Origin of the sequence: Streptomyces sp. NPDC001222 (genome assembly GCF_042896945.1) — a bacterium.
In the GTDB taxonomy this organism is placed as follows: domain Bacteria; phylum Actinomycetota; class Actinomycetes; order Streptomycetales; family Streptomycetaceae; genus Streptomyces; species Streptomyces gibsoniae.
Genome location: NZ_JBIAXT010000002.1, coordinates 97902 through 118104 on the forward strand (window position 1 = coordinate 97902; position 20203 = coordinate 118104).

Below are 20203 nucleotides of genomic sequence, written 5' to 3' on the forward strand. Positions count from 1 at the left end.
GAAGGGTGCACGACCCGGGGGACGGCCCGAGACGAACGGTGGTGCGGTGTGCGCGCCGGCGCCGGGCTGACCCAGGGGGTACGGATGCTGCCCGGCGGCGGCGCGAGCGGGCCTATGCGGTGCCGGTGAGGTGTTCGGGGCGCACAGGGGTCCGGTTCAGCTCCAGCCCCGTCGCGTCGCGGATCGCCGCGAGGACGGCCGGGGTGGACGACAGGGTGGGTGCCTCGCCGACGCCGCGCAGCCCGTACGGGGCGTGGTCGTCGGCGAGTTCGAGCACGTCGACGGGGATGGTCGGGGTGTCGAGGATGGTGGGGATCAGATAGTCCGTGAAGGAGGGGTTGCGCACCTTCGCGGTCCTGGGGTCGACGACGATCTCCTCCATGACCGCGATGCCGAGGCCCTGGGTCGTACCGCCCTGGATCTGGCCGACGACGGACAGCGGGTTGAGCGCTTTGCCGACGTCCTGGGCGCAGGCCAGCTCGATGACCTTGACCAGGCCCAGCTCGGTGTCCACCTCCACCACGGCGCGGTGCGCGGCGAAGGAGTACTGGACGTGTCCGTTGCCCTGACCGGTGCGCAGGTCGAAGGGCTCGGTCGGCCGGTGCCGCCACTCGCGTTCGATCTCGACGGCCTCGTCGCCCAGAACGTCCACCAGGTCGGCGAGCACCTCACCGTCCTCGGTGACGATCTTGCCGCCCTCGAGCAGCAGTTCGGCGGTGGCCCAGGCCGGGTGGTACGGGCCGAACCGGCGGCGTCCGAGCTCCAGGACCCGTTCGCGCACCTGCTCGCAGGCGTGGCGTACGGCGCCGCCGGTGACGTAGGTCTGCCGGGAGGCGGAGGTCGAACCCGCCGATCCGACCCGGGTGTCCGCGGGCTGGATCGTCACCCGGCTGACGCCCAGCTCGGTGCGGGCGATCTGGGCGTGGACGGTGACGCCGCCCTGGCCGACCTCTGCCATGGCCGTGTGCACGGTGGCGACGGGCTCGCCCGCGACGACCTCCATGCGGACCTTGGCGGTGGAGTAGTCGTCGAAGCCCTCGGAGAAGCCGACGTTCTTGATGCCGACGGCGTAGCCGACGCCGCGGACGACGCCCTCGCCGTGCGTGGTGTTGGACAGTCCGCCCGGCAGCTGCCGTATGTCCGCCCCCTCGGAGCTCTCCCACTGGCGCTCCGGCGGCATGGGCATCGCCTTGACGCGGCGCAGCAGCTCGGCGACCGGGGCCGGGGAGTCGACGATCTGCCCGGTCGGCATGACGGCGCCCTGGGACATCGCGTTCCGCCGGCGGAACTCCACCGGGTCCATGCCGAGCTTCCTCGCCACCTTGTCCATCTGGGCCTCGTAGGCGAAGCACGCCTGGACCGCGCCGAAGCCGCGCATGGCGCCGCAGGGCGGGTTGTTGGTGTAGAGGGCGAGGGCCTCGATGTCGACGTCGTCCACCACGTACGGGCCCACGCCGAGCGAGGCGGCGTTGCCGACGACGGCCGGGGAGGAGGAGGCGTACGCGCCGCCGTCGAGGACGATCCGGCATCGGACGTGCGTGAGCTTGCCGTCCTTGGTGGCCCCGTGCTCGTAGTACAGCTTCGCCGGGTGGCGGTGGACGTGTCCGAAGAAGGACTCGAACCGGTTGTAGACGATCTTGACCGGTTTCCCGGTGCGCAGCGCGAGCAGACAGGCGTGGATCTGCATCGACAGGTCCTCGCGGCCCCCGAAGGCGCCGCCGACGCCCGCCAGGGTCATCCGGACCTTGTCCTCGGGCAGGCCGAGCACGGGCGCGATCTGGCGGAGGTCGGCGTGCAGCCACTGGGTGGCGACGTAGAGGTCGACGCCACCGTCCTCCGCGGGCACGGCGAGACCGGACTCGGGGCCGAGGAAAGCCTGGTCCTGCATGCCGAAGTGGTACTCGCCCTCGACGATCACATCGGCCCGCCGGCGCGCCCGCTCCACGTCGCCGCGGACGACCGGCTGGCGGTGGACGACGTTGGGGTGCGGGACGTGGCCCGAATGGTGGTCCGTACGGTTCTCGTGGACCAGGACCGCGTCCGGGGCCGTCGCGGAGGCCTCGTCGGTGACAAGGGGCAGTTCGCGGTACTCGACCCTGATCCTGGCGGCGGCGCGGCGCGCGGTCTCCGGGTGGTCGGCCGCGACGATGGCGACCGGCTCGCCGTGGTGGCGCACCTTGCCGTGGGCGAGGACCGGGGTGTCCTGGATCTCCAGGCCGTAGTTCCGCACCTCGGTCGGCAGGTCGTCGTACGTCATCACCGCGTACACACCGGGCGTGGCGAGGGCCTCGCTCGTGTCGATGGAGACGATCTCGGCGTGCGCGACCGTGGAGCGCAGGAGCTGGCCCCAGAGCATGTCCTCGTGCCACATGTCGGACGAGTACGCGAACTCGCCGGTGACCTTGAGGGTGCCGTCCGGCCGGAGGGTCGACTCGCCGATGCCGCCCTTGGTGTACTGAGTGATCTTGGTGGGAGCGCCGTTGGGCATCGTCAGACCCCCTCGGACTGCCGTGCGGCCGCCAGGCGGACCGCGTCCATGATCTTCTCGTAGCCGGTGCAGCGGCACAGGTTCCCGGAGAGCGCCTCACGGATGTCCGCGTCGGTGGGGTTGGGGTTGTGCTCCAGCATCTCGTCGGCCGCGACCAGCAGACCGGGGGTGCAGAAGCCGCACTGGACGGCGCCCGCGTCGATGAACGCCTGCTGGATCGGGGACAGCCGGGCGCGCTCGCCGGCCGCGGAGTCCGAGCCCCTGGCCTCCCAGCGCCTGGCCTCGTCGAGGGAGGTGCCGCGGGCGCAGCTGGAGCGGGCGCGCTCCTCGGCGTAGTCCGCCAGTCCCTCGACCGTCACGACCGCCCGGCCCTCGACCTGCCCCGCCGCCACCAGGCAGGAGCAGACCGGCACGCCGTCCAGACGGACCGTGCACGAGCCGCACTCGCCCTGCTCGCAGGCGTTCTTGGAGCCCGGCAGGCCGAGCCGCTCGCGCAGCACGTACAGCAGGCTCTCGCCCTCCCACACGTCGTCCGCCTCCTGCGGACGTCCGTTGACCGTGAAGTTGACACGCATCATGCAGCTCCCTTCGCGGTGCGGGTTGTGCCGCGGTACGACTCCCAGGTCCACATCAGGGTGCGGCGGGCCAGGACGCCGACCGCGTGGCGGCGGTAGTCCGCAGTCCCCCGGACGTCGTCGATCGGGTTGCAGGCGGCCGAGCACAGCTGCGCGAACTGCCGGGCGACGGACGGCGGGATGATCTCGCCGTTGTCCCAGAGGCCGCCCTCCTCGAGTGCGGCGTTCAGGAACTCCTCCGCGACCCGGGCGCGGACGGGGGTCGGGGCGGCCGAGCCGATGCCGGTGCGCACGGTGCGGGTCCCGGGGTGCAGGGCGAGGCCGAACGCGCACACCGCGATCACCATCGCGTTGCGGGTGCCGACCTTCGCGTACTGCTGCGGTCCGTCGGCCTTCTTCACATGGACGGCCCTGATCAGCTCGTCCGGGGCGAGCGCGTTGCGTTTCACGCCGGTGTAGAAGTCGTCGATCGGGATCATCCGGGAGCCGCGCACCGACGCGACCTCGACCTCGGCGCCGGCCGCGAGCAGGGCGGGGTGGGCGTCGCCGGCCGGGGAGGCGGTGCCGAGGTTGCCGCCGACCCCGCCGCGGTTGCGGATCTGGGGCGAGGCGACGGTGTGGGAGGCGAGGGCCAGGCCCGGCAGCTCGGTCCGCAGCCGCTCCATGATCCTCGCGTACGGGACCGAGGCGCCGAGCCGCACGGCGTAGTCCCCGGTCTCCCACTCGTACAGTTCGCCGATGCGGTTCAGGTCCATCAGATACGCGGGCCGGCGGTGATCGAAGTTGATCTCGACCATCACATCGGTGCCCCCTGCTATGGGTACGGCGCTGGGGTGCTCCGCCTTGGCGGCGAGCGCCTCCTCCCAGGTCGCGGGGCGAAGGAAGTCCATGTACGGCTCTCTTCATCGTCTCTTGGGGCGTGGGTTCGAGCCGGATCGGGAGCGGCGGGACCGGCTCGTTGATGTCCTGTTCACGCGGTCTGAGCTCAGTACACCGCCGGTTCCGTGGCCACGGTCAGTCACCGAAACCATGAAGGAGTTGGCTGGCCAGGGCGATCATCTTGTAGATTCATATGAACGGAGGCCATCAGTAACCTCTCCGCTTTCCTCTGGAAACACGACGCCTGCCGGAGGAGATCGCGAGCCCAGCTTCCGAAAGCCCCAGGCAGTGCCCTGGGGCTGCCCTCGGAGGCCGAGAACACCCTCCGGAAGCCGTGGGCACGCACTCCGGACGGGAGGGGAACCTCCTCGCGGAGCCCGAGGACCCGCCCGCCGGGCCCTCACCTGACCGAACGTGGATTTCTGGACAAGAACGGCGGCGACGAGAATGCGCCTGCGCGCACTGCTGAACACCGACGCGCTGGGGCTGCGGCTGCTCGGCGGCGAGGACGAGCTGGATCGCACCGTGCGCGGTGTGATGACGACGGACCTCAAGGACCCGAGCCGCTATCTGTCCGGCGGTGAACTGGTCCTCACGGGCCTGGCGTGGCGGCACGACCCCGCGGACTCCGAGCCCTTCGTCCGGATTCTCGCGAGCGCGGGCGTCTCGGCGCTCGCCGTGGGTGAGGCGGAACTCGGCGACATCCCGGACGATCTGCTGGTGGCCTGTGCCCGGAACCGGCTGCCGCTGTTCGCCGTGCACGAGTCCGTGGCGTTCGCCACGATCACCGAGCATGTGGTGCGCCAGGTCTCCGGCGAGCGGGCGGGCGATCTGGCGGCCGTGGTGGACCGGCACCGCAGGATGATGACCTCGGGTCCGGCGGGCGGCGGCCCCGAGGTCGTCCTGGACCTGCTCGGCTCCGACCTGGATCTGCGCGCCTGGGTGCTCTCCCCCACCGGCCGGCCGATCGCCGGACCGGCGCCGGAACTCCCCGCGGAGGTGTGCGCCGCGCTGGCCGCCGAGCACCTCGCGGCGGTGCGCGCCGGCCGCCGGGAACCGCACCGGGCGACGGCCGGTGCGACGACGTACTCGCTGTTCCCGATCCACGGCAGCACGGGCCGCCCCGGAGGCGCCGCCCGGGACGTGCGGGAGACGGTGCTGTCGGACTGGGTGCTCGCCGTCGAGGCGGACGCCGGCGACTGGCCCGCGGAGCGGCTCGATCTGCTCCAGGGCGTCACCCAGCTCATCGCGGTGGAGCGGGACCGGCGGGACGCGGCCCGCACCGTGCGGCGGCGGCTCGCCCAGGAGGTTCTGGAGCTGCTGCAGACGGGGGCCGCGCCCGCCGAGATCGCGGCCCGGCTGCGGGTCGCCGCGCCCGTCCTGCTGCCCGGACTGGGCGCGGCCCCGCTGTGGCAGGTGGTCGTGGCCCAGGTCGAGTGGGACGGCGGCGAGATCGAGGGCGGTCCGGTCGCCCAGTCGCTGCTGGAGGAGATCCTGGTCGACCCCCGCTCGACCGGTCCCGAGCAGTCCGACCGGATCGCGGTCGCGCACACCGGTGACGAGGCGATCGCGCTCGTCCCGCTCCCGGCGGTCTCCGGGGAGCCCGAGGGGTCCGAGCCGGGTGTCCTCGCCGACGCCCTGCTGGCGGCCGTACGGGACCCGCTGTCCGCGGGCCTCGACGACGACGGGCGGCTCACGCTGGGTGTCAGCGCCGCGGTGCACTCGGCCGAGGGGCTGCGGGGCGCCCTGGAGGAGGCGCGGCACGCCCGCCGGGTCGCCGCCGCCCGCACGGGCCGGGTGTGCGCGGCCGGGCACCACGAGCTGGCCTCGCACGTCCTGCTGCTGCCGTTCGTCCCGGACGACGTCCGCCGCGCCTTCACGGCCCGTCTGCTGGACCCCCTGCGCGACTACGACCGCCGGCACCGCGCCGAGCTGATCCCGACCCTGGAGGCGTTCCTCGAGTGCGACGGCTCCTGGACCCGCTGCGCCACCCGGCTGCATCTGCACGTCAACACACTGCGATACCGGGTGGGGCGTATCGAGCAGTTGACGAGTCGTGACCTCTCGCGCCTGGAGGACAAGCTCGACTTCTTCCTCGCGTTGCGCATGAGCTGAGGTCACAGCACTGGGACACCGGTGGCACCGACCGCCCCCGGTGTCCCACGACTTTGTGAAATCCTTCACCCACCCCCTTGGCCCGGTACCGCGATTGGTGCTGGAATGCGGCCACCACTCAAAGCTCAATGGCGTGCTCGGGGAGGGCAACGTGGCGCATACCGCCATGTCCGGTACCGGAACGACCGCAGGCGACGATCCCCTCCAGACCGCGGTGTGGCGGCTGCGCTCCCGCGCCTGCTGGGCCGACGCGGCAGCCCTTCTGCCACCGGAGACGGCCGAGGCCTCGCTGCAGCGGGCCTCGCTGTTCGTGGAGCGGTGTCTGTACACGGAGAAGGGCTGGGAGGAGGCCGAGGACGCGTTGCGTACGGCCGAGGCCCAGGCGCACAGCGACGAGGAGCGGGGCGCCGCCGCCTGTGAACGCGGCCAGCTGGCCTACGCGGCCACGCTGCACGGGGTACGGGACCGGGCGGACGAGGCGCGGGCGGCTCTCGGCCGGGCCGCGGCCCTGATCCCGCCCGGCTCCCCGGGCCGGGCGCTGCTGGACTTCCGGCGGGGGCTCCTCGCCGAGAACCTCGCCCACTCCCCGCAGTCCGCGCGCGCGGCCTACCGGCGCGCCCACGCGGGCGCCGCCGCGCACGGCGACGCGCTGCTGCTCTCCTTCACCTGGCGTCATCTCGCCGGACTCGCCCTGCGCGAAGGCGAGATGACGGAGGCGCGGCACGGCTTCGCGGAATCGCTGCGGATCCGTGAGGAGCTGGGCTATCTCGTCGGTACGGCCCCGGCGCTGGCGTCGCTCGCGGACGCGGAGGCCGAGCCGGACGCCTCCCGGCTGCGGGCGGAGGCGGGCCGGCTGTTCCGCCTCCTGGGCGGTGTACCGACGTGGCTGGCCCGGCAGTTGGCGTCGGTGACGCCGGCGGCGGGACCGGCCGCGCCGTAGCGGATCGCGGACAGGACCGGCCGCCTCGCGGCCGAGCGACGACGGGACCGGCCGCCTCGTGGCGGACCGGGGACAGGACCGGCCGCCTCGCGGCCGATCGACGGCGAAACCGGCCGCGCCGTAGCGGATCAGCGGCGGGACCGGCCGCGTCGTAGCGGATCGCGGACAGGACACGCCGCCTCGCGGCCGATCGACGACGGGACCAGCCGCCTCGCGGCCGATCGACGGCGAAACCGGCCGCGCCGTAGCGGATCAGCGGCGGGACCGGCCGCGCCGTAGCGGATCGCGGACAGGACCGGCCGCCTCGCGGCCGAGCGACGGCGAAACCGGCCGCGCCGTGGCGGACCGGGGACAGGACCGGCCGCCTCGCGGCCGATCGACGGCGGGACCGGCCGCGTCGTAGCGGATTGCGGACAGGACCGGCCGCCTCGTGGCCGATCGACGGCGAAACCGGCCGCGCCGTAGCGGATCAGCGGCGGGACCGGCCGCGTCGTAGCGGATCGCGGACAGGACCGGCCGCCTCGTGGCCGATCGGGGGAGGTTGCCTCGTCCCTCGGTCCGGCGGAGGCGGGGTGGTCTGGTTTCCCCGGTTTCTCCGGTTTTCCGCTCAGAGGAAGCTGAGAGCCTGCTGTGCCAGGCTGGCGCGCCGACCGGCGGACACGGACTCGGACCGTGCCGCCACCCCCCTCGGCCGCCCCCCGGAGGAATCCCCCGATGAGTCTCGTCAACGGCTTGCCCGCGCATGTGCTGTTCGTCCACTTCGTCGTCGTCCTGATCCCGTTGACCGCGTTGGCGCTCGTCGTCTCCGCCGTGTGGCCGAGAGCCGCGCGGCGGCTGGGGCCGCTGCTGCCCCTGCTGGCGTTCGCGTCCCTGGTGACCGTGCCCCTGACCACGCAGGCGGGCGAGTGGCTGGAGCGGCACGTCGACAGCGACCCGCTGGTGCGCCGGCACACCGAGCTCGGGGACGGGCTGCTGCCGTGGGCCGCGGGCCTGTTCGTCCTGGCGGCGGTCGTCTGGTGGACCACCCGCCGGACGGCCGGGCAGCCGGACGGAACCCCGGGCAGGGTCCGCGGCGGTGTGGTCGTACGGATCGCGGCGGCCGTGCTGTCCGTCGTGGTGTCCGTCGGGGCCGTCATCGACGTGTACCGCATAGGTGACTCCGGTGCGAAGGCCGCCTGGCACGACAGCTTCTCCCAGAAGGCCACCGGGCACGGCGGCTGACGGCCCGTCCGCTCACAGACCCCGGACGAACGTCCATACGGCGACACGGAATTCGGGATCCCGGGCGAGGATCACGGCGGCGGCGACCAGCACCGCGAACGCCAACGGTCCGCCGGGACCGTCCACGGCGGACACCCACCGCTTCGGGTGTCGCCCGTCCCGCCCGGCTCCGGCACCCCTGCCGCCGAGTCGTTTCCGCTGCTGCCGCTCCGTGTCGGACATCATCGTCGCTCCCCCGTGGGACGGCCGTCGTCCCTCACCGGGCAGCACGCGAGGGACCGCCGGAGCAGTTCCCTCCCGGGCGGCTGTCACAGAAGCCGGTTTCTCAGGCCGCCCCGGTGAAGTGCTCCCGCACCAGGGACTGCACCACCGCCAGGTCCTGGGCGGCCAGCGCGTCCAGCAGGGCCGTGTGCTCGGCCGCGTCGGCGATCAGGTCGGCGCGGCCGCGCGTGCCGGTCCCGCCGACGAGCGGCCACTGGGCGCGACGATGCAGATCCTCCGCGAGCCGCACCAGTTGCTCGTTGCCCGCCAGGGCGAGCATCGCGCAATGGAACGCGCGGTCGGACTCGGCGTAGGTGGCCCGGCAGCCGGAGGACGCGGCCCGGGCGGTCGCCTCGGCCAGCGGGCGCAGTTCCGCCCAGCGTTCGGCGGGCACCGTGCAGGCGAGCCGGAGCATCACGGGGACCTCGATCAGCCCCCGGATCTCGGCCAGTTCGGCCAGCTCGCGGGCGCCGCGGACGGCGACCCGGAAGCCGCGGTTGGGCACGACCTCCACGGCCCCCTCCAGCGCGAGCTGCTGCATCGCCTCGCGCACGGGGGTCGCGGAGACCCCGAACCGCTCGGCGAGCGCGGGTGCCGAGTACACCTCGCCGGGCGTCAGCTCTCCCGTGACCAGCGCGGTGCGCAGGGCGTCCAGTATCTGGCGGCGGACGGAGGCCCGCTGCACCACGGGGCGTCCCACTGCGGACGGCACCCCGTCGAAGGGCCCGTCCAGTCCGGTACCGGGCCGCTCCCCGCGGACCGGCAGCTCCCCGCCGTCGGGCCGCCGGCCGCCGTGGGGGGCTTCGACGCCGTACGGCCGCTCGATCGGACGCGGACGCGGGACGGGCGGCTCGCTGTGGGTGTGCTCCCCACGTGTGGCGCCGGCGGCGGCGCCCCGCTCGCGGGCCTCGTCCCCGGAACCGGGCCGCGGCACCCACGCGGTCTCCGTGCCCACGTCCACGGGCCGCGTCTCGGCGGAGCCCTCCGCACGGCGCGAACGGGCCTGCTCCACGGGCGCCTCCTCCGGTCCTGGCGGTGCTGGGCAGTATGGCGGAACCCTCAGGGGGTTGTTACCGCGCGGAAAGCACCTTAGGCACCTTACGCTCCGGTTCCCCCACTCACCATCTTCGGTAAGGTAAGCCTTACCTACGAAGACTCGTGAAACGGCGGTCCCGTATGCCTCTGTCCGTCCTGCCCTCGTCCGCGCTCGCCGAGGCGTACACCCGGCTCGGCGCGGCGTTCCCGGCTCTGACCGTCGGGGAGCTGGGCCCGGACGAGGCGGTTCCGGAGGGCGACGGCTGGTTCCCGGCCGCCCGCCTCGCCCGGGACGAGGTGGCCCTCGACGCGTTCCTGGCCTGGGACGAGGCCCAAGTGCTGCGCGACTACGGACAAGGGGCCCGCCCCGATGTCGTGGCGAGCTTCGGGCTGCACCGCTACGCATGGCCGGCCTGCCTGCTGATCACCGTGCCGTGGTTCCTGCTGCGCCGGGTCCCGCGCCTGCCCGTGGAGCACGTCGCCCTCCACCGCGGCCTCGGTCGCATGGCGGTGCGGGCCGGCACCTTCGCATGCCTGCCGGACGACCCGGCGGCCGCACTGCCCGGGGCCCGGGTCGTGGCGGACGAGGAGGCGCTGCGATCCGAGGTGCGGGCGGCCGTGGCCGAGCACCTGGAGCCGGTGCTCGCGAGCTTCGGACCGCGGACGCGGCGCCGGGGGCGGGCCCTGTGGGGCATGGCGACCGACGAGCTGGTCGAGGGTCTCTGGTACGTCGGCGGACTGCTCGGCGAGGAGCGGCGCGCGATGCGCGAGCTGGAACTGCTGCTGCCGGGCACCACGAAGCCGTACGCCGGCTCGGCCGCGTTCCGCGAACTGGCCGGTCCGGACGGCCGACCGCTGCCCACCCGGGACCGCGTGAGCTGCTGCCTCTTCTACACCCTGCGCCCCGAGGACACGTGCGTCACCTGCCCGCGCACCGGTGACGCCGAGCGCGTGTCCAAGCTGACGGCGCTCGCCGCAAGTTGAGCGCGCTTCAGCGCCCCGATGCGCCCGGGACCCCGGCAATCGGCGCGGTCCGCGTGCCGTAAGATCCACTCGAACGAGGCCTCACCCGGATCACAGGTGTTTCACAAATTCCCCACTCGTCTCGGGAACTTTCCGTGGCACCACCCGTCCGGGTAGTCTTATTCGAACTCAACTCCCGCCCCTCAAGCGGCAGTTCGAGCAGAACGCCGCCCTGGGCATCCCCTTGCACTTCCTTGGCGGCCTCTTGCCCCGAAACCCCCTGAGGGCCGGTGGAATTGGGCCACTATGGCGGGCGTTACGCCCTATCCCAATGCAAGGGACCCCAGATGAGACTGACCGACATATCGCTGAACTGGCTCCTTCCGAGCGCCGTCTTGCTCCTGGGCGCGGTGGCGGCGGTGGCGGTGCTCGCGCGCGGAAAGCGCTCCTCCGGGGAGAACGCGAGCGCGGACGACTCGTGGGAGCGCGCCGAGGAGCGCCGCAGGCGTAAGGAAGCCATCTACGCCACCGCCTCCTACGTACTCCTCTTCTGCTGCGCCGCCGTCGCCGCGGCGCTCTCCTTCCACGGCCTGGTCGGCTTCGGCCAGCAGAACCTCGGGCTGACGGGCGGCTGGGAGTACCTGGTCCCGTTCGGCCTGGACGGCGCGGCCATGTTCTGCTCCGTGCTCGCGGTGCGCGAGGCCAGCCACGGTGACGCGGCGCTCGGCTCCCGCATCCTGGTGTGGACGTTCGCCGCCGCCTCCGCCTGGTTCAACTGGGTGCACGCGCCGAGGGGCGTCGACCACGCGGGCGCACCGCAGTTCTTCGCCGGCATGTCGATGTCGGCCGCCGTGCTCTTCGACCGCGCGCTGAAGCAGACCCGCCGTGCCGCGCTGCGCGAGCAGGGCCTGGTGCCGCGTCCGCTGCCGCAGATCCGCATCGTCCGCTGGCTGCGGGCCCCGCGTGAGACGTACAAGGCCTGGTCGCTGATGCTGCTGGAGGGCGTGCGCAGCCTGGACGAGGCCGTCGAGGAGGTCCGCGAGGACCGCCGCCAGAAGGAGCAGAACCGCTCGCGCCGACGCGAGCAGCAGCGCCTGGAGCGCGCTCAGCTCAAGGCGCTCAGCCGCGGCCACCGCGCGCTGACCGGCGGCAACGGCGGACGTCAGGTGGACGTCGCCACCGTGGAGCGCGCGTCCGCACCGGTGCCTTCGGAGCCTGCCCTACCCGCGGCGGAACTGCCTTCGGCGACCCGCCCCTCGCTCCAGCCCGTCCGGAGCTCCTCCGCTGACCCGATCAGGGTCGACCTGACCGCGGAGGACGACACCATGGCCCTGCCGCGGCTGGACTCCCTGGAGCGCAAGCTCAAGGACCTTGAACAGCAGTTCGGCTGAGACCGGACGTCTTCAGCGGAAGGGGCGTGGCAGATGCCGCGCCCCCTTGCGCTGTCAGGCGGCTTCCGCGTCGAGGTCGAACCACACGGCCTTCCCGACCCCGTGCGCTCGTACGCCCCAGGCGTCCGCGAGGGACTGTACGAGGACCAGGCCTCTGCCGTGCGTACCGTCGTCGGTGGTCGGCATCCGCAGATGCGGTCTGCGCCGGACGAAGTCCCGTACCTCCACATGCAGTCCGCCGGGTGAGACGGTGGCTGTCAGGACCGCGTCGCGGTCGGTGTGGACGAGTGCGTTGGTGACCAGTTCGCTGGTGAGCAGTTCGGCTATCTCGGATCGTCCCGGCTTCCCCCAGTGCGTCAGCAGTTCCCTCAGTGCCCTGCGCGCCTCGGGCACGGCCCGTAAGTCCGCCCGTCCCAGCCTGCGGCTGAGCTGCGTGCCCGGCGAGCAACCCCTCGCACCGTCGGCTGTCTCCTCCGTCTTCTTCGCCGAGAAGGCCCCGATGGTCGCGGGACCGCCTCCTCGTGCTCGCCTCGTCATGACCCCCGCCCGTACGTGGTTGTCGGTTCCCCTCCTGGCCGAACGCCTCAGGGGGATCCATGCCCCGTGCGACAGTGGCCAGTCCTGTCGAATCGTCAACGATCGAACAGGTGCTTCCGGATAGGCCCGGCCCCGATGGCCCGCCGCCGACGCGCCCATGGCGCTCTACGGGACCGGACCACCGTCGCAGCACATCCCCCGCTTCCCAGGAGTGGGCACCCGCTCCGCCGCCGCACGACGACGGGTGCCGTGACGCGGGGTGCACCCCGGCGATGCTCCCGGCGGTCGCACAGGGCCGCGGACTACGCGCCGGACGGGACGCCGACCGCCCGCGCCGGTCCCATCGGCCGACCCCCGGCTGCCGCCACGACCGTATGCGAACTGCCGTCGTAGCAGGGACCGGAACGGGAACTCCCTTAGAGCTCCGGACAAAATGGGAGTCCGATCAGCTCGCGGCGTCTGGTGCGTGCGATCGCAAGGCGCCGGAAGGTCCTTGTAGCGGAGCCACTAGGGTCTTTCGGCAACGCCGCGAGCGTGCGTGCCAGACGCCGCGAGCCGGGCGCCCATTTTGTCCGGAGCTCTTAGGGGCGCGGCACGTTGCGGATGTTGGAGCGGGCCATCTGGACCATGCGTCCGACGCCGCCGTCCAGCACGATCTTCGAGGCGGAGAGCGCGAAACCCGTCACCATCTCCCGGCTGATCCGGGGCGGGATCGACAGCGCGTTGGGGTCGGTGACCACGTCCACCAGCGCGGGCCCCTTGTGCCGGAACGCGTCTTTCAGGGCACCCGCGAGCTGCTTGGGCTTCTCGACCCGGACGCCGTACGCCCCGCACGCCTGGGCCACGGCCGCGAAGTCGGGGTTCTTGGCGCTGGTGCCGTACGACGGCAGCCCGGCGACCATCATCTCCAGCTCCACCATGCCGAGCGAGGAGTTGTTGAACAGCACCACCTTCACCGGCAGGTCGTACTGCACAAGGGTCAGGAAGTCGCCCATCAGCATGGAGAACCCGCCGTCACCGGACATCGACACGACCTGCCGCTTCCGGTCGGTGAACTGCGCCCCGATCGCCATCGGCAGCGCGTTCGCCATCGAACCGTGGGAGAACGAGCCGATGACCCGGCGACGGCCGTTCGGGGAGATGTAGCGGGCGGCCCATACGTTGCACATCCCGGTGTCGACCGTGAAGACCGCGTCGTCCTCGGCCACCTCGTCGAGCACCGCCGCCACGTACTCGGGGTGGATCGGGACGTGCTTCTCCACCTTGCGGGTGTACGCCTTCACGACCCCTTCGAGCGCGTCCGCGTGTTTCTTCAGCATCCTGTCCAGGAAGCGCCGGTTCTGCTTGGCCTTCACCCGCGGGATGAGACAGCGCAGGGTCTCCTTCACATCGCCCCACACCGCCAGGTCCAGCTTGGAGCGGCGGCCCAGGTTCTCCGGACGCACATCGATCTGGGCGATCTTCACATCGTTGGGCAGGAAGGCGTTGTACGGGAAGTCGGTGCCCAGCAGGATCAGCAGGTCGCACTCGTGGGTGGCCTCGTAGGCGGCGCCGTAGCCGAGCAGCCCGCTCATCCCGACGTCGTACGGGTTGTCGTACTGGATCCACTCCTTGCCGCGCAGGGCGTGTCCCACCGGGGACTTGATCTTCCCGGCGAACTCCATCACGTCGGCGTGCGCGCCCTGGGTGCCGCTGCCACAGAACAGGGTGACCTTCTCCGCCTCGTCGATCATCGCCACCAGCCGGTCGATCTCGTCGTCGCCGGGACGCACGGTGGGCCGAGAGGTGACGAGGGCGGTCTCGGCCGCCCGGTCGGGCGCGGGCTGGTCGGCGATGTCACCGGGGAGCGAGACGACGCTGACGCCGCTGCGACCGATCGCGTTCTGGATCGCCGTCTGCAGCAGCCGGGGCATCTGCTTCGGACTGGAGATCAGCTCGCTGTAGTGACTGCACTCGCTGAACAGCCGGTCGGGGTGGGTCTCCTGGAAGTAGCCGAGCCCGATCTCGCTGGACGGGATGTGGGAGGCGAGGGCGAGCACCGGGGCCATGGAGCGGTGGGCGTCGTACAGACCGTTGATCAGATGCAGATTGCCGGGGCCGCAGGAGCCCGCGCACGCGGTCAGCTTCCCGGTGATCTGCGCCTCGGCGCCCGCGGCGAAGGCGGCGGTCTCCTCGTGCCGTACATGCACCCAGTCGAGGGCGGAGTTGCGGCGCACGGCGTCCACGACCGGGTTGAGGCTGTCGCCCACCACCCCGTACAGGCGTTTGACTCCCGCCCGGGCGAGGATGTCGACGAACTGGTCGGCGACGTTCTGCTTGGCCATGGATCCATGCACCCCTTCCGTCTCCTTGGGTCCATCAATCCACAGTGGCCGCGATCACGCCTCCCAAACAGCCGCCGCCGTACGGTCATCGGCGTAGCCCTTCACCCTCACCCTGGTGTCCACGAGGAAGGCATCCAGACTCGGCGGTCCGCCTGTCGACCAGCGGAGGGTCAGGTGCCGGGCGAGCTGCGGCTCATCGCGCAGCGGGTCGGCGAGGCCGCTGCTGCACAGCAGGAGCGTGTCACCCGGGCGGGCGACGGAGGCGCGGAATCGGAACGGGTCCCGGGGCGGCTCGACGGGACCGTTCCCCGCGGGCGGGACCGGGAGCCCGGGGGACGGCTCATCAGAGTTCACCGGCGTCGTGATGCCCAGGTCCATGGTGAGGCGGTCGCCCTCGGGGGTCTCGGACGGCAGCGAGCCGAACCCGACCACCGGCTCCCCCGCCGGCTCGGCGACCCGGGGCTCGATGTCCTGCCACTCACCGCCCCGCAGCCGGAACAGACCGCCCTCGCCGACGCCGAAGAACACCCGGGTGCGGCAGGCCGGGTCGGCGGGCAGCAGCAGACAACGCAGGCCGGCGGTGTACTCCTCGGGGTCGACGCCCTGTTCGGCGGCGCTCGCGCGGAGTCGGCCGAGGCTGCGGTCGGTGAGCCGGTGCAGGCCCGACTTGAGGTCGCCGCGCCGGGCGGCCCGGATGTCCTCGGCCAGCCGGACGTGGCTGCGTCCGACGGCCCGTGCGATCCACCGGCACACCTCGGCGGCGGCCCGGTGCGCCCCGGGGGTGGCCCGTGCGCCGGTCGCCATGGCGACGAGCACGAGGGCCTGGTCGCCGGTGCCGAAGCGGGCGGTGAGCAGGCAGTCCCGGCGCGGCTCGCCCCGGTAGCGCGCCGAGTCCCCGCGCACGGAGGCCGCGCGCAGCGTCAGGGCCCCGTAGCGCGCCCCGTCCAGCACGGTGTCGGGGACCAGGTCGTCCAGGCGCTCCGGGTCCGCGAGCGGGAGGGCGGTGGGCTCGGCGTCGTAGGTGGGCGGTCCGGAGCCGACGTAGTCGACCGCGGGTACGGTGCCGGGGACGACGGCCTCCGCGGGCGGACGGGTGGCTGGGGACGGGGGTTCACCGGGCGGCGGCACGGTGGCCGGCGGCCGGGCGGGAGGCGGCGGTAGGGCGGCCGGAGCGCGGTCCGGGGGCGGAACCTGGTCGTGCGACGGCCCCGTCGGGGAGCCGTCGACGGGGGCCACCTCGCGGAACCCCGGCGGCATCGGTCCCGGCGGGAAGGTCACCGGGCCCGGCGGACGGGTGGACGGAGGCTCCCACGGCACGGGCCCGGGCCGCGGGACGGCGCCGCTCCCCCGCGCACCGCTGTCGGCACCGGCACCGGATTCGTCCTCCAAAGACCCCCCGAACGGAGCAGTCCCCCCGCCGACCGTACCCGCCGCGGAGGCGAAACGGTCGTCCAGGCTGTCGGCCCCGGGTGCCGGTCCCGTGTCCTGGGTGGAGTCGTCGTACAACTGCCCCCACCAGTCGTCCTTGTGGCCGTCAGGCTTCTCCCCCTGCTGACTCATGCCCCCAATTGTCCACCGCAGGCGGCGTATGAAAACGGGGCATCGGGAAAAACGGCCCGTGCCACGGCGTCCTGACGGCTCGGCGGTCGAGCCTCGAACGGTGCTGCGAGGCCGGAGAGGCGAGGCGGGCCGGCCGGACGGTTCCACCCCCCACGGGGAACCGCCCGGCGGCACCGCGGTGACGGGTCCGGCACGCCTCCGGTCTCCGTCACGTCTTCAGGGACCCCAAAGTCCCCAGGTCGGCATCCGTGCAGGCCGCATGGCCTGCGGACGGCGACATGGGCCGTGATCAACGCCTCCGTGGCGCCACCCTGGCAGAGGGAGGAGGGGTACGGCGATGATGTTCCGAGGCGGGTTTGTGCCGTGGCTGTTTTCCGCCAGACGGCGCACCGCAAGGTCTTGTCTCAGGGGAGGGGACGACGGCTGATGCTGGCAGCGATTGGGCTGGACGAGACACATGAGGGCGCGTACCGGGCACTGGTGTCGGTGGGCGCCGCCGATGTGCCCGATCTCGCACGACGGCTGACACGCGGCGAGCGGGACACCGAGCGGCTGCTGCGGCGACTGGAGCACCACGGCCTCGCGGCCCAGTCGTCGGCCCGGCCGGGCCGCTGGGTGGCCGCGCCGCCCGGGGTGGCGCTGGGCGCACTGCTCACCCGGCAGCGGCACGAGTTGGAGAAGGCCGAGTTGGCGGCCGCGCTGCTGGCCGAGGAGTACCGGGCGGCGGCCGCCGAGCCCGCGGTGCACGATCTGGTCGAGGTGGTGATCGGCGCGGCCGCGGTCACCCAGCGCTTCCTGCAGCTCCAGCTCGGCGCGGCCGAGGAGGTGTGCGCCCTGGTCACCGGCACTCCGGTCGCCGTGACGGGGATGGAGAACGAGGCGGAGGAGCAGGCCACCGCCCGGGGTGTGCGCTACCGGGTGGTCGTCGAGCGGGCGGTGCTCGACCGGCCCGACGGGATCACCGAGCTGACGGCCGCGCTGAGCCGCGACGAACAGGTGCGGGTCGTCGACTCGGTGCCGACCAAACTGGTGGTCGCCGACCGGACGCTGGCTATGGTCCCGCTCACCGCGCACACCGCGGAGCCGGCCGCGCTGGTCGTGCACGCGAGCGGACTGCTGGAGCTGCTGTCCGGCCTGTTCGAGTCGGTCTGGAGGGACGCGCTGCCGCTGCGGCTCGGTGCGTCCGGCGCCACCGAGCAGGAGCCGGACGGCCCCGACAGCACCGATCTGGAGGTCCTGTCGCTGCTGCTCGCCGGGCTGACCGACGCGAGCGTCGCCAAACAGCTCGATCTGGGCCTGCGGACCGTGCAGCGCCGGGTGAAGCGGCTGATGGAGCTGTCCGGGGTGACGACCCGGCTGCAACTCGGCTGGCAGGCCTATGAACGGGGCTGGGTGGCCCGCAACTGACCCCGGCCGGGGACCGGTTCGGCCGTACGGCCGCCACCCACCCCCTGAACACACGTCACCGTACGGCTGGACACATCGGATCTCTCCCAGCTCATTGACGCATATTCATGCCTTCTCTACGTTGCTTCACGGTATAGCTCCGATGAATCGCCGTGCCGCCTGGAGGCCACCGTGTCCAGCCCATCCAGACGTACCGTCCTCGCCACCGGCTCCGCCCTGGGCGGCGCACTGCTCGCCCAGGGCCTGCCCGCCCCCGCGGCCGCGGGGGCCGACCGCGACGACAGCACCACCCCCGGCACCCTCGGCACCTCCGACCCCTGGCGCGCCGTCCTCGACGACGCCGACTTGGTCTGGCGGCGGATGCCGACGGCCTGGTACGAGGGCCCCTACCTGGGCAACGGCCTCCTCGGCTCGGGCATCTACGCCGAGCCCGGCGCCCCGACACGGGCCGTCCGCTTCAACGTCCAGCACTCCGAGGTCCAGGACCACCGCCCCGAGTTCGGCTCCCTGTTCGGGCTCGCTCGGCTGCCCATCGGCCACTTCACCCTGGAGCCGGTCGGCACCGTCACCGCCGTGGACTGGCGGCTCGGGCTGCACGACGCCGAGCTGACCGGCACGCTCACCACCGACCGGGGTACCCTCACCCTGCGCGCCCTGGTGCACACCTCCCGCTCGCTGCTGGCGGTGGAGGTCACCCCGAGCCCCGGCGAACACGGATTCCGCTGGGTGTTCCACCCGGCGGACGCGATCAGCCCACGCGCCGCGTTCAAGCCCCTCCCGGACGGCTACACGGGCAACCCGCCCGCCGAGACCGGCGACCACGACGGCGTCCAGGCCGCCGTGCAACCCCTGTTGTCGGGCGGACAGCATGTGACGGCGTGGCGGGAGACCGCCCGAGGCAACCGGCGGACGCTGTACGCGCACGTTGCGCACTCCTACCCGCGGACCACAGCGCTGCCCAAGGCACTCAAGGCGGTCCGCGACGCCGCCCGGCTCCCCTACGACGCGCTCGCCGCGACCCACCGCACCTGGTGGCACGCCTACTACCGCAAGAGCTTCCTCTCCCTGCCCGACGCAAAGATCCAGCGCTTCTACTGGATCCAGCTCTACAAGCTCGCCTCGGCGGCCCGGCGCGACGCCCCCGTGATGGCCACCAGCGGCCCCTGGCTGGAGCCGACGCCCTGGCCCAACACCTGGTGGAACCTCAACGTCCAGCTGGAGTACTGGCTTATCCACGGCTCCAACCATCTCGAACTGGACGCCGTGACCAGGGCGCTCGGGGAGTTCCGGGACAACCTGGCCAAGGAGGTGGCCGCGCCGTACCGGTCCGACTCCCTCGGCATCCCGCGCACCACCGACCCGCACCTGGTCAACGCCGCCGCGGGCACCCTCACCGGCTACGGCGTCGGCATCCCGGGCCAGGACCCGCCGACCCCCGAGGTGGGCAACCTGACCTGGGCCCTGCACAACGTCTGGCTCAGCTACCGTCACACCATGGACGAGTCGATCCTGCGCGACGTCCTCTACCCGCTGCTCCGCAAGGCGATCAACTACTATCTGCACTTCCTGGAGCCCGGCCCGGACGGCCGGCTGCATCTGCCGGCCACCTTCTCGCCGGAGTACGGCGGCGACACCCGCGACTGCAACTACGACCTCATGCTGCTCACCTGGGGCTGCCGCACGCTACTCGACTCGGCGGAACTCCTCGGCATCGACGACCCCCTGGCGCCGCGCTGGCGCGAGGTGCTGGCCCGGCGGGTGCCGTATCCCACCGACGCGAACGGCTTCATGATCGGCGCCGACATACCGTTCGCGAAGTCCCACCGCCACTACTCGCATCTGCTGGCGGTCTACCCGCTGTACGAGGTTACCGGCCGCACTCCCGACGAACGCGCCCTGATCGAGAGGTCGTTGGCGCACTGGGTCGGCTTCGAGGGCGCCCTGCAGGGCTACACCTTCACCGGCGCCGCCTCCATGTCCGCGCTGCTCGGCAAGGGCGAGGACGCCCTGAGGTACCTGAGCGAGCTGATGAGCCGGTTCATCGAGGCCAACACCATGTACAAGGAGTCCGGGCCGGTCATCGAGACCCCGCTGTCGGCGGCCCAGTCGCTGCACGACATGGTGTGCCAGTCCTGGGGCGGGATCGTCCGTGTCTTCCCCGCGCTGCCGGACGCCTGGGCGGACCTCACCGTGCACGACTTCCGTACCCAGGGGGCCTTTCTGCTGTCCGCCGTGCGCAGGGGCGGGGTGACCCGGTGGGTACGCCTGGTCAGCGAGGCGGGCGCGCCCTGCGTCGTACGGCACGGCATCCCGGGCGCGGTCGAGGTGCGGGACGGCCGAGGACGGCCGTTGCAGTGCGGGACGGTCGGTGACGGGACCCTCGAAGTGCCGCTGCACAAGGGCGAGTCGGCGCTGATCACCGCGCGGGGCGACCACCCGGACCGCACGATCGCGCCCGTCGCGCCGAACGCGCCCGCTCCCCGCTGGGGCCTGCCCGCCTGATGTCC

At 72.7% G+C, this 20203-nt stretch carries 15 protein-coding genes; 7 read left to right on the forward strand and 8 right to left on the reverse strand.

Annotation, left to right across the window (positions count from 1 at the left end):
- Positions 1-112: 112 nt before the first annotated feature.
- The 3 genes from ACFY2Z_RS03540 to ACFY2Z_RS03550 are packed head-to-tail and all read right to left on the reverse strand — an operon-like array spanning position 113 to position 3953.
- Positions 113-2488, reverse strand: coding sequence for a xanthine dehydrogenase family protein molybdopterin-binding subunit (locus ACFY2Z_RS03540; RefSeq protein WP_390742513.1), 2376 nt, complete (start codon positions 2486-2488; stop codon positions 113-115).
- Between the two features lie 2 nt (positions 2489-2490).
- Positions 2491-3063: a (2Fe-2S)-binding protein gene (locus ACFY2Z_RS03545; protein WP_390742904.1), complete on the reverse strand. Its 573-nt coding sequence runs from the start codon at positions 3061-3063 to the stop codon at positions 2491-2493.
- The gene (locus ACFY2Z_RS03550; RefSeq protein ID WP_390742514.1) at positions 3063-3953 is read right to left on the reverse strand and encodes an FAD binding domain-containing protein; all 891 of its coding nucleotides are present in this window, start codon (positions 3951-3953) and stop codon (positions 3063-3065) included. The genes ACFY2Z_RS03545 and ACFY2Z_RS03550 overlap by 1 nt, the downstream gene beginning before the upstream one ends.
- A 436-nt stretch (positions 3954-4389) precedes the next feature.
- Here ACFY2Z_RS03550 and ACFY2Z_RS03555 point away from each other — a divergent pair, with 436 nt between their 5' ends.
- The 3 genes from ACFY2Z_RS03555 (at position 4390) to ACFY2Z_RS03565 (ending at position 8218) form a co-directional block, all read left to right on the forward strand.
- Positions 4390-6057: a PucR family transcriptional regulator gene (locus ACFY2Z_RS03555; RefSeq protein WP_390742515.1), complete on the forward strand. Its 1668-nt coding sequence runs from the start codon at positions 4390-4392 to the stop codon at positions 6055-6057.
- A gap of 151 nt (positions 6058-6208) precedes the next feature.
- Positions 6209-6997 (forward strand): hypothetical protein, encoded by a 789-nt coding sequence (locus ACFY2Z_RS03560; protein WP_390742516.1) that lies wholly within the window; start codon positions 6209-6211, stop codon positions 6995-6997.
- A 714-nt stretch (positions 6998-7711) separates the two neighbouring features.
- On the forward strand, positions 7712-8218 hold the full coding sequence (locus ACFY2Z_RS03565) for a DUF2231 domain-containing protein (protein ID WP_390742517.1): 507 nt from the start codon (positions 7712-7714) through the stop codon (positions 8216-8218).
- Positions 8219-8230: 12 nt separating this feature from the next.
- Here ACFY2Z_RS03565 and ACFY2Z_RS03570 read toward each other — a convergent pair whose 3' ends face one another.
- Positions 8231-8443, reverse strand: coding sequence for a hypothetical protein (locus tag ACFY2Z_RS03570; RefSeq protein WP_390742518.1), 213 nt, complete (start codon positions 8441-8443; stop codon positions 8231-8233).
- 100 nt (positions 8444-8543) lie between these two features.
- Positions 8544-9491, reverse strand: coding sequence for a GntR family transcriptional regulator (locus tag ACFY2Z_RS03575; protein WP_390742519.1), 948 nt, complete (start codon positions 9489-9491; stop codon positions 8544-8546).
- 164 nt (positions 9492-9655) lie between these two features.
- Between ACFY2Z_RS03575 and ACFY2Z_RS03580 the strand changes: the two genes are divergently transcribed.
- Both ACFY2Z_RS03580 and ACFY2Z_RS03585 read left to right on the forward strand, forming a co-directional pair.
- Positions 9656-10498 carry a (2Fe-2S)-binding protein gene (locus ACFY2Z_RS03580; protein WP_390742520.1) on the forward strand — a complete coding sequence of 281 codons (843 nt, stop codon included), beginning with the start codon at positions 9656-9658 and terminating at the stop codon, positions 10496-10498.
- Positions 10499-10824: 326 nt separating this feature from the next.
- A complete protein-coding gene (locus ACFY2Z_RS03585) occupies positions 10825-11868 on the forward strand; it encodes a DUF2637 domain-containing protein (RefSeq protein ID WP_390742521.1) in 1044 nt (347 codons plus the stop codon).
- A 54-nt stretch (positions 11869-11922) separates the two neighbouring features.
- On the opposite strand, the gene ACFY2Z_RS03590 is transcribed toward ACFY2Z_RS03585, so the two are convergent.
- From ACFY2Z_RS03590 to ACFY2Z_RS03600, 3 genes are all read right to left on the reverse strand, one after another.
- Entirely contained in the window at positions 11923-12405 is a 483-nt protein-coding gene (locus ACFY2Z_RS03590; RefSeq protein WP_390742522.1) for an ATP-binding protein, read from the reverse strand.
- A 581-nt stretch (positions 12406-12986) separates the two neighbouring features.
- Entirely contained in the window at positions 12987-14729 is a 1743-nt protein-coding gene (locus tag ACFY2Z_RS03595; protein ID WP_390742523.1) for a pyruvate dehydrogenase, read from the reverse strand.
- Between the two features lie 54 nt (positions 14730-14783).
- Complete coding sequence (locus tag ACFY2Z_RS03600) at positions 14784-16289, reverse strand: protein phosphatase 2C domain-containing protein (protein ID WP_390742524.1); 1506 nt, start codon at positions 16287-16289, stop codon at positions 14784-14786.
- Between the two features lie 426 nt (positions 16290-16715).
- Here ACFY2Z_RS03600 and ACFY2Z_RS03605 point away from each other — a divergent pair, with 426 nt between their 5' ends.
- Both ACFY2Z_RS03605 and ACFY2Z_RS03610 read left to right on the forward strand, forming a co-directional pair.
- A complete protein-coding gene (locus ACFY2Z_RS03605; RefSeq protein WP_390742525.1) occupies positions 16716-17696 on the forward strand; it encodes a helix-turn-helix transcriptional regulator in 981 nt (326 codons plus the stop codon).
- A gap of 171 nt (positions 17697-17867) precedes the next feature.
- A complete protein-coding gene (locus ACFY2Z_RS03610; protein ID WP_390742526.1) occupies positions 17868-20198 on the forward strand; it encodes a Tat pathway signal sequence domain protein in 2331 nt (776 codons plus the stop codon).
- Positions 20199-20203 lie beyond the last annotated feature (5 nt).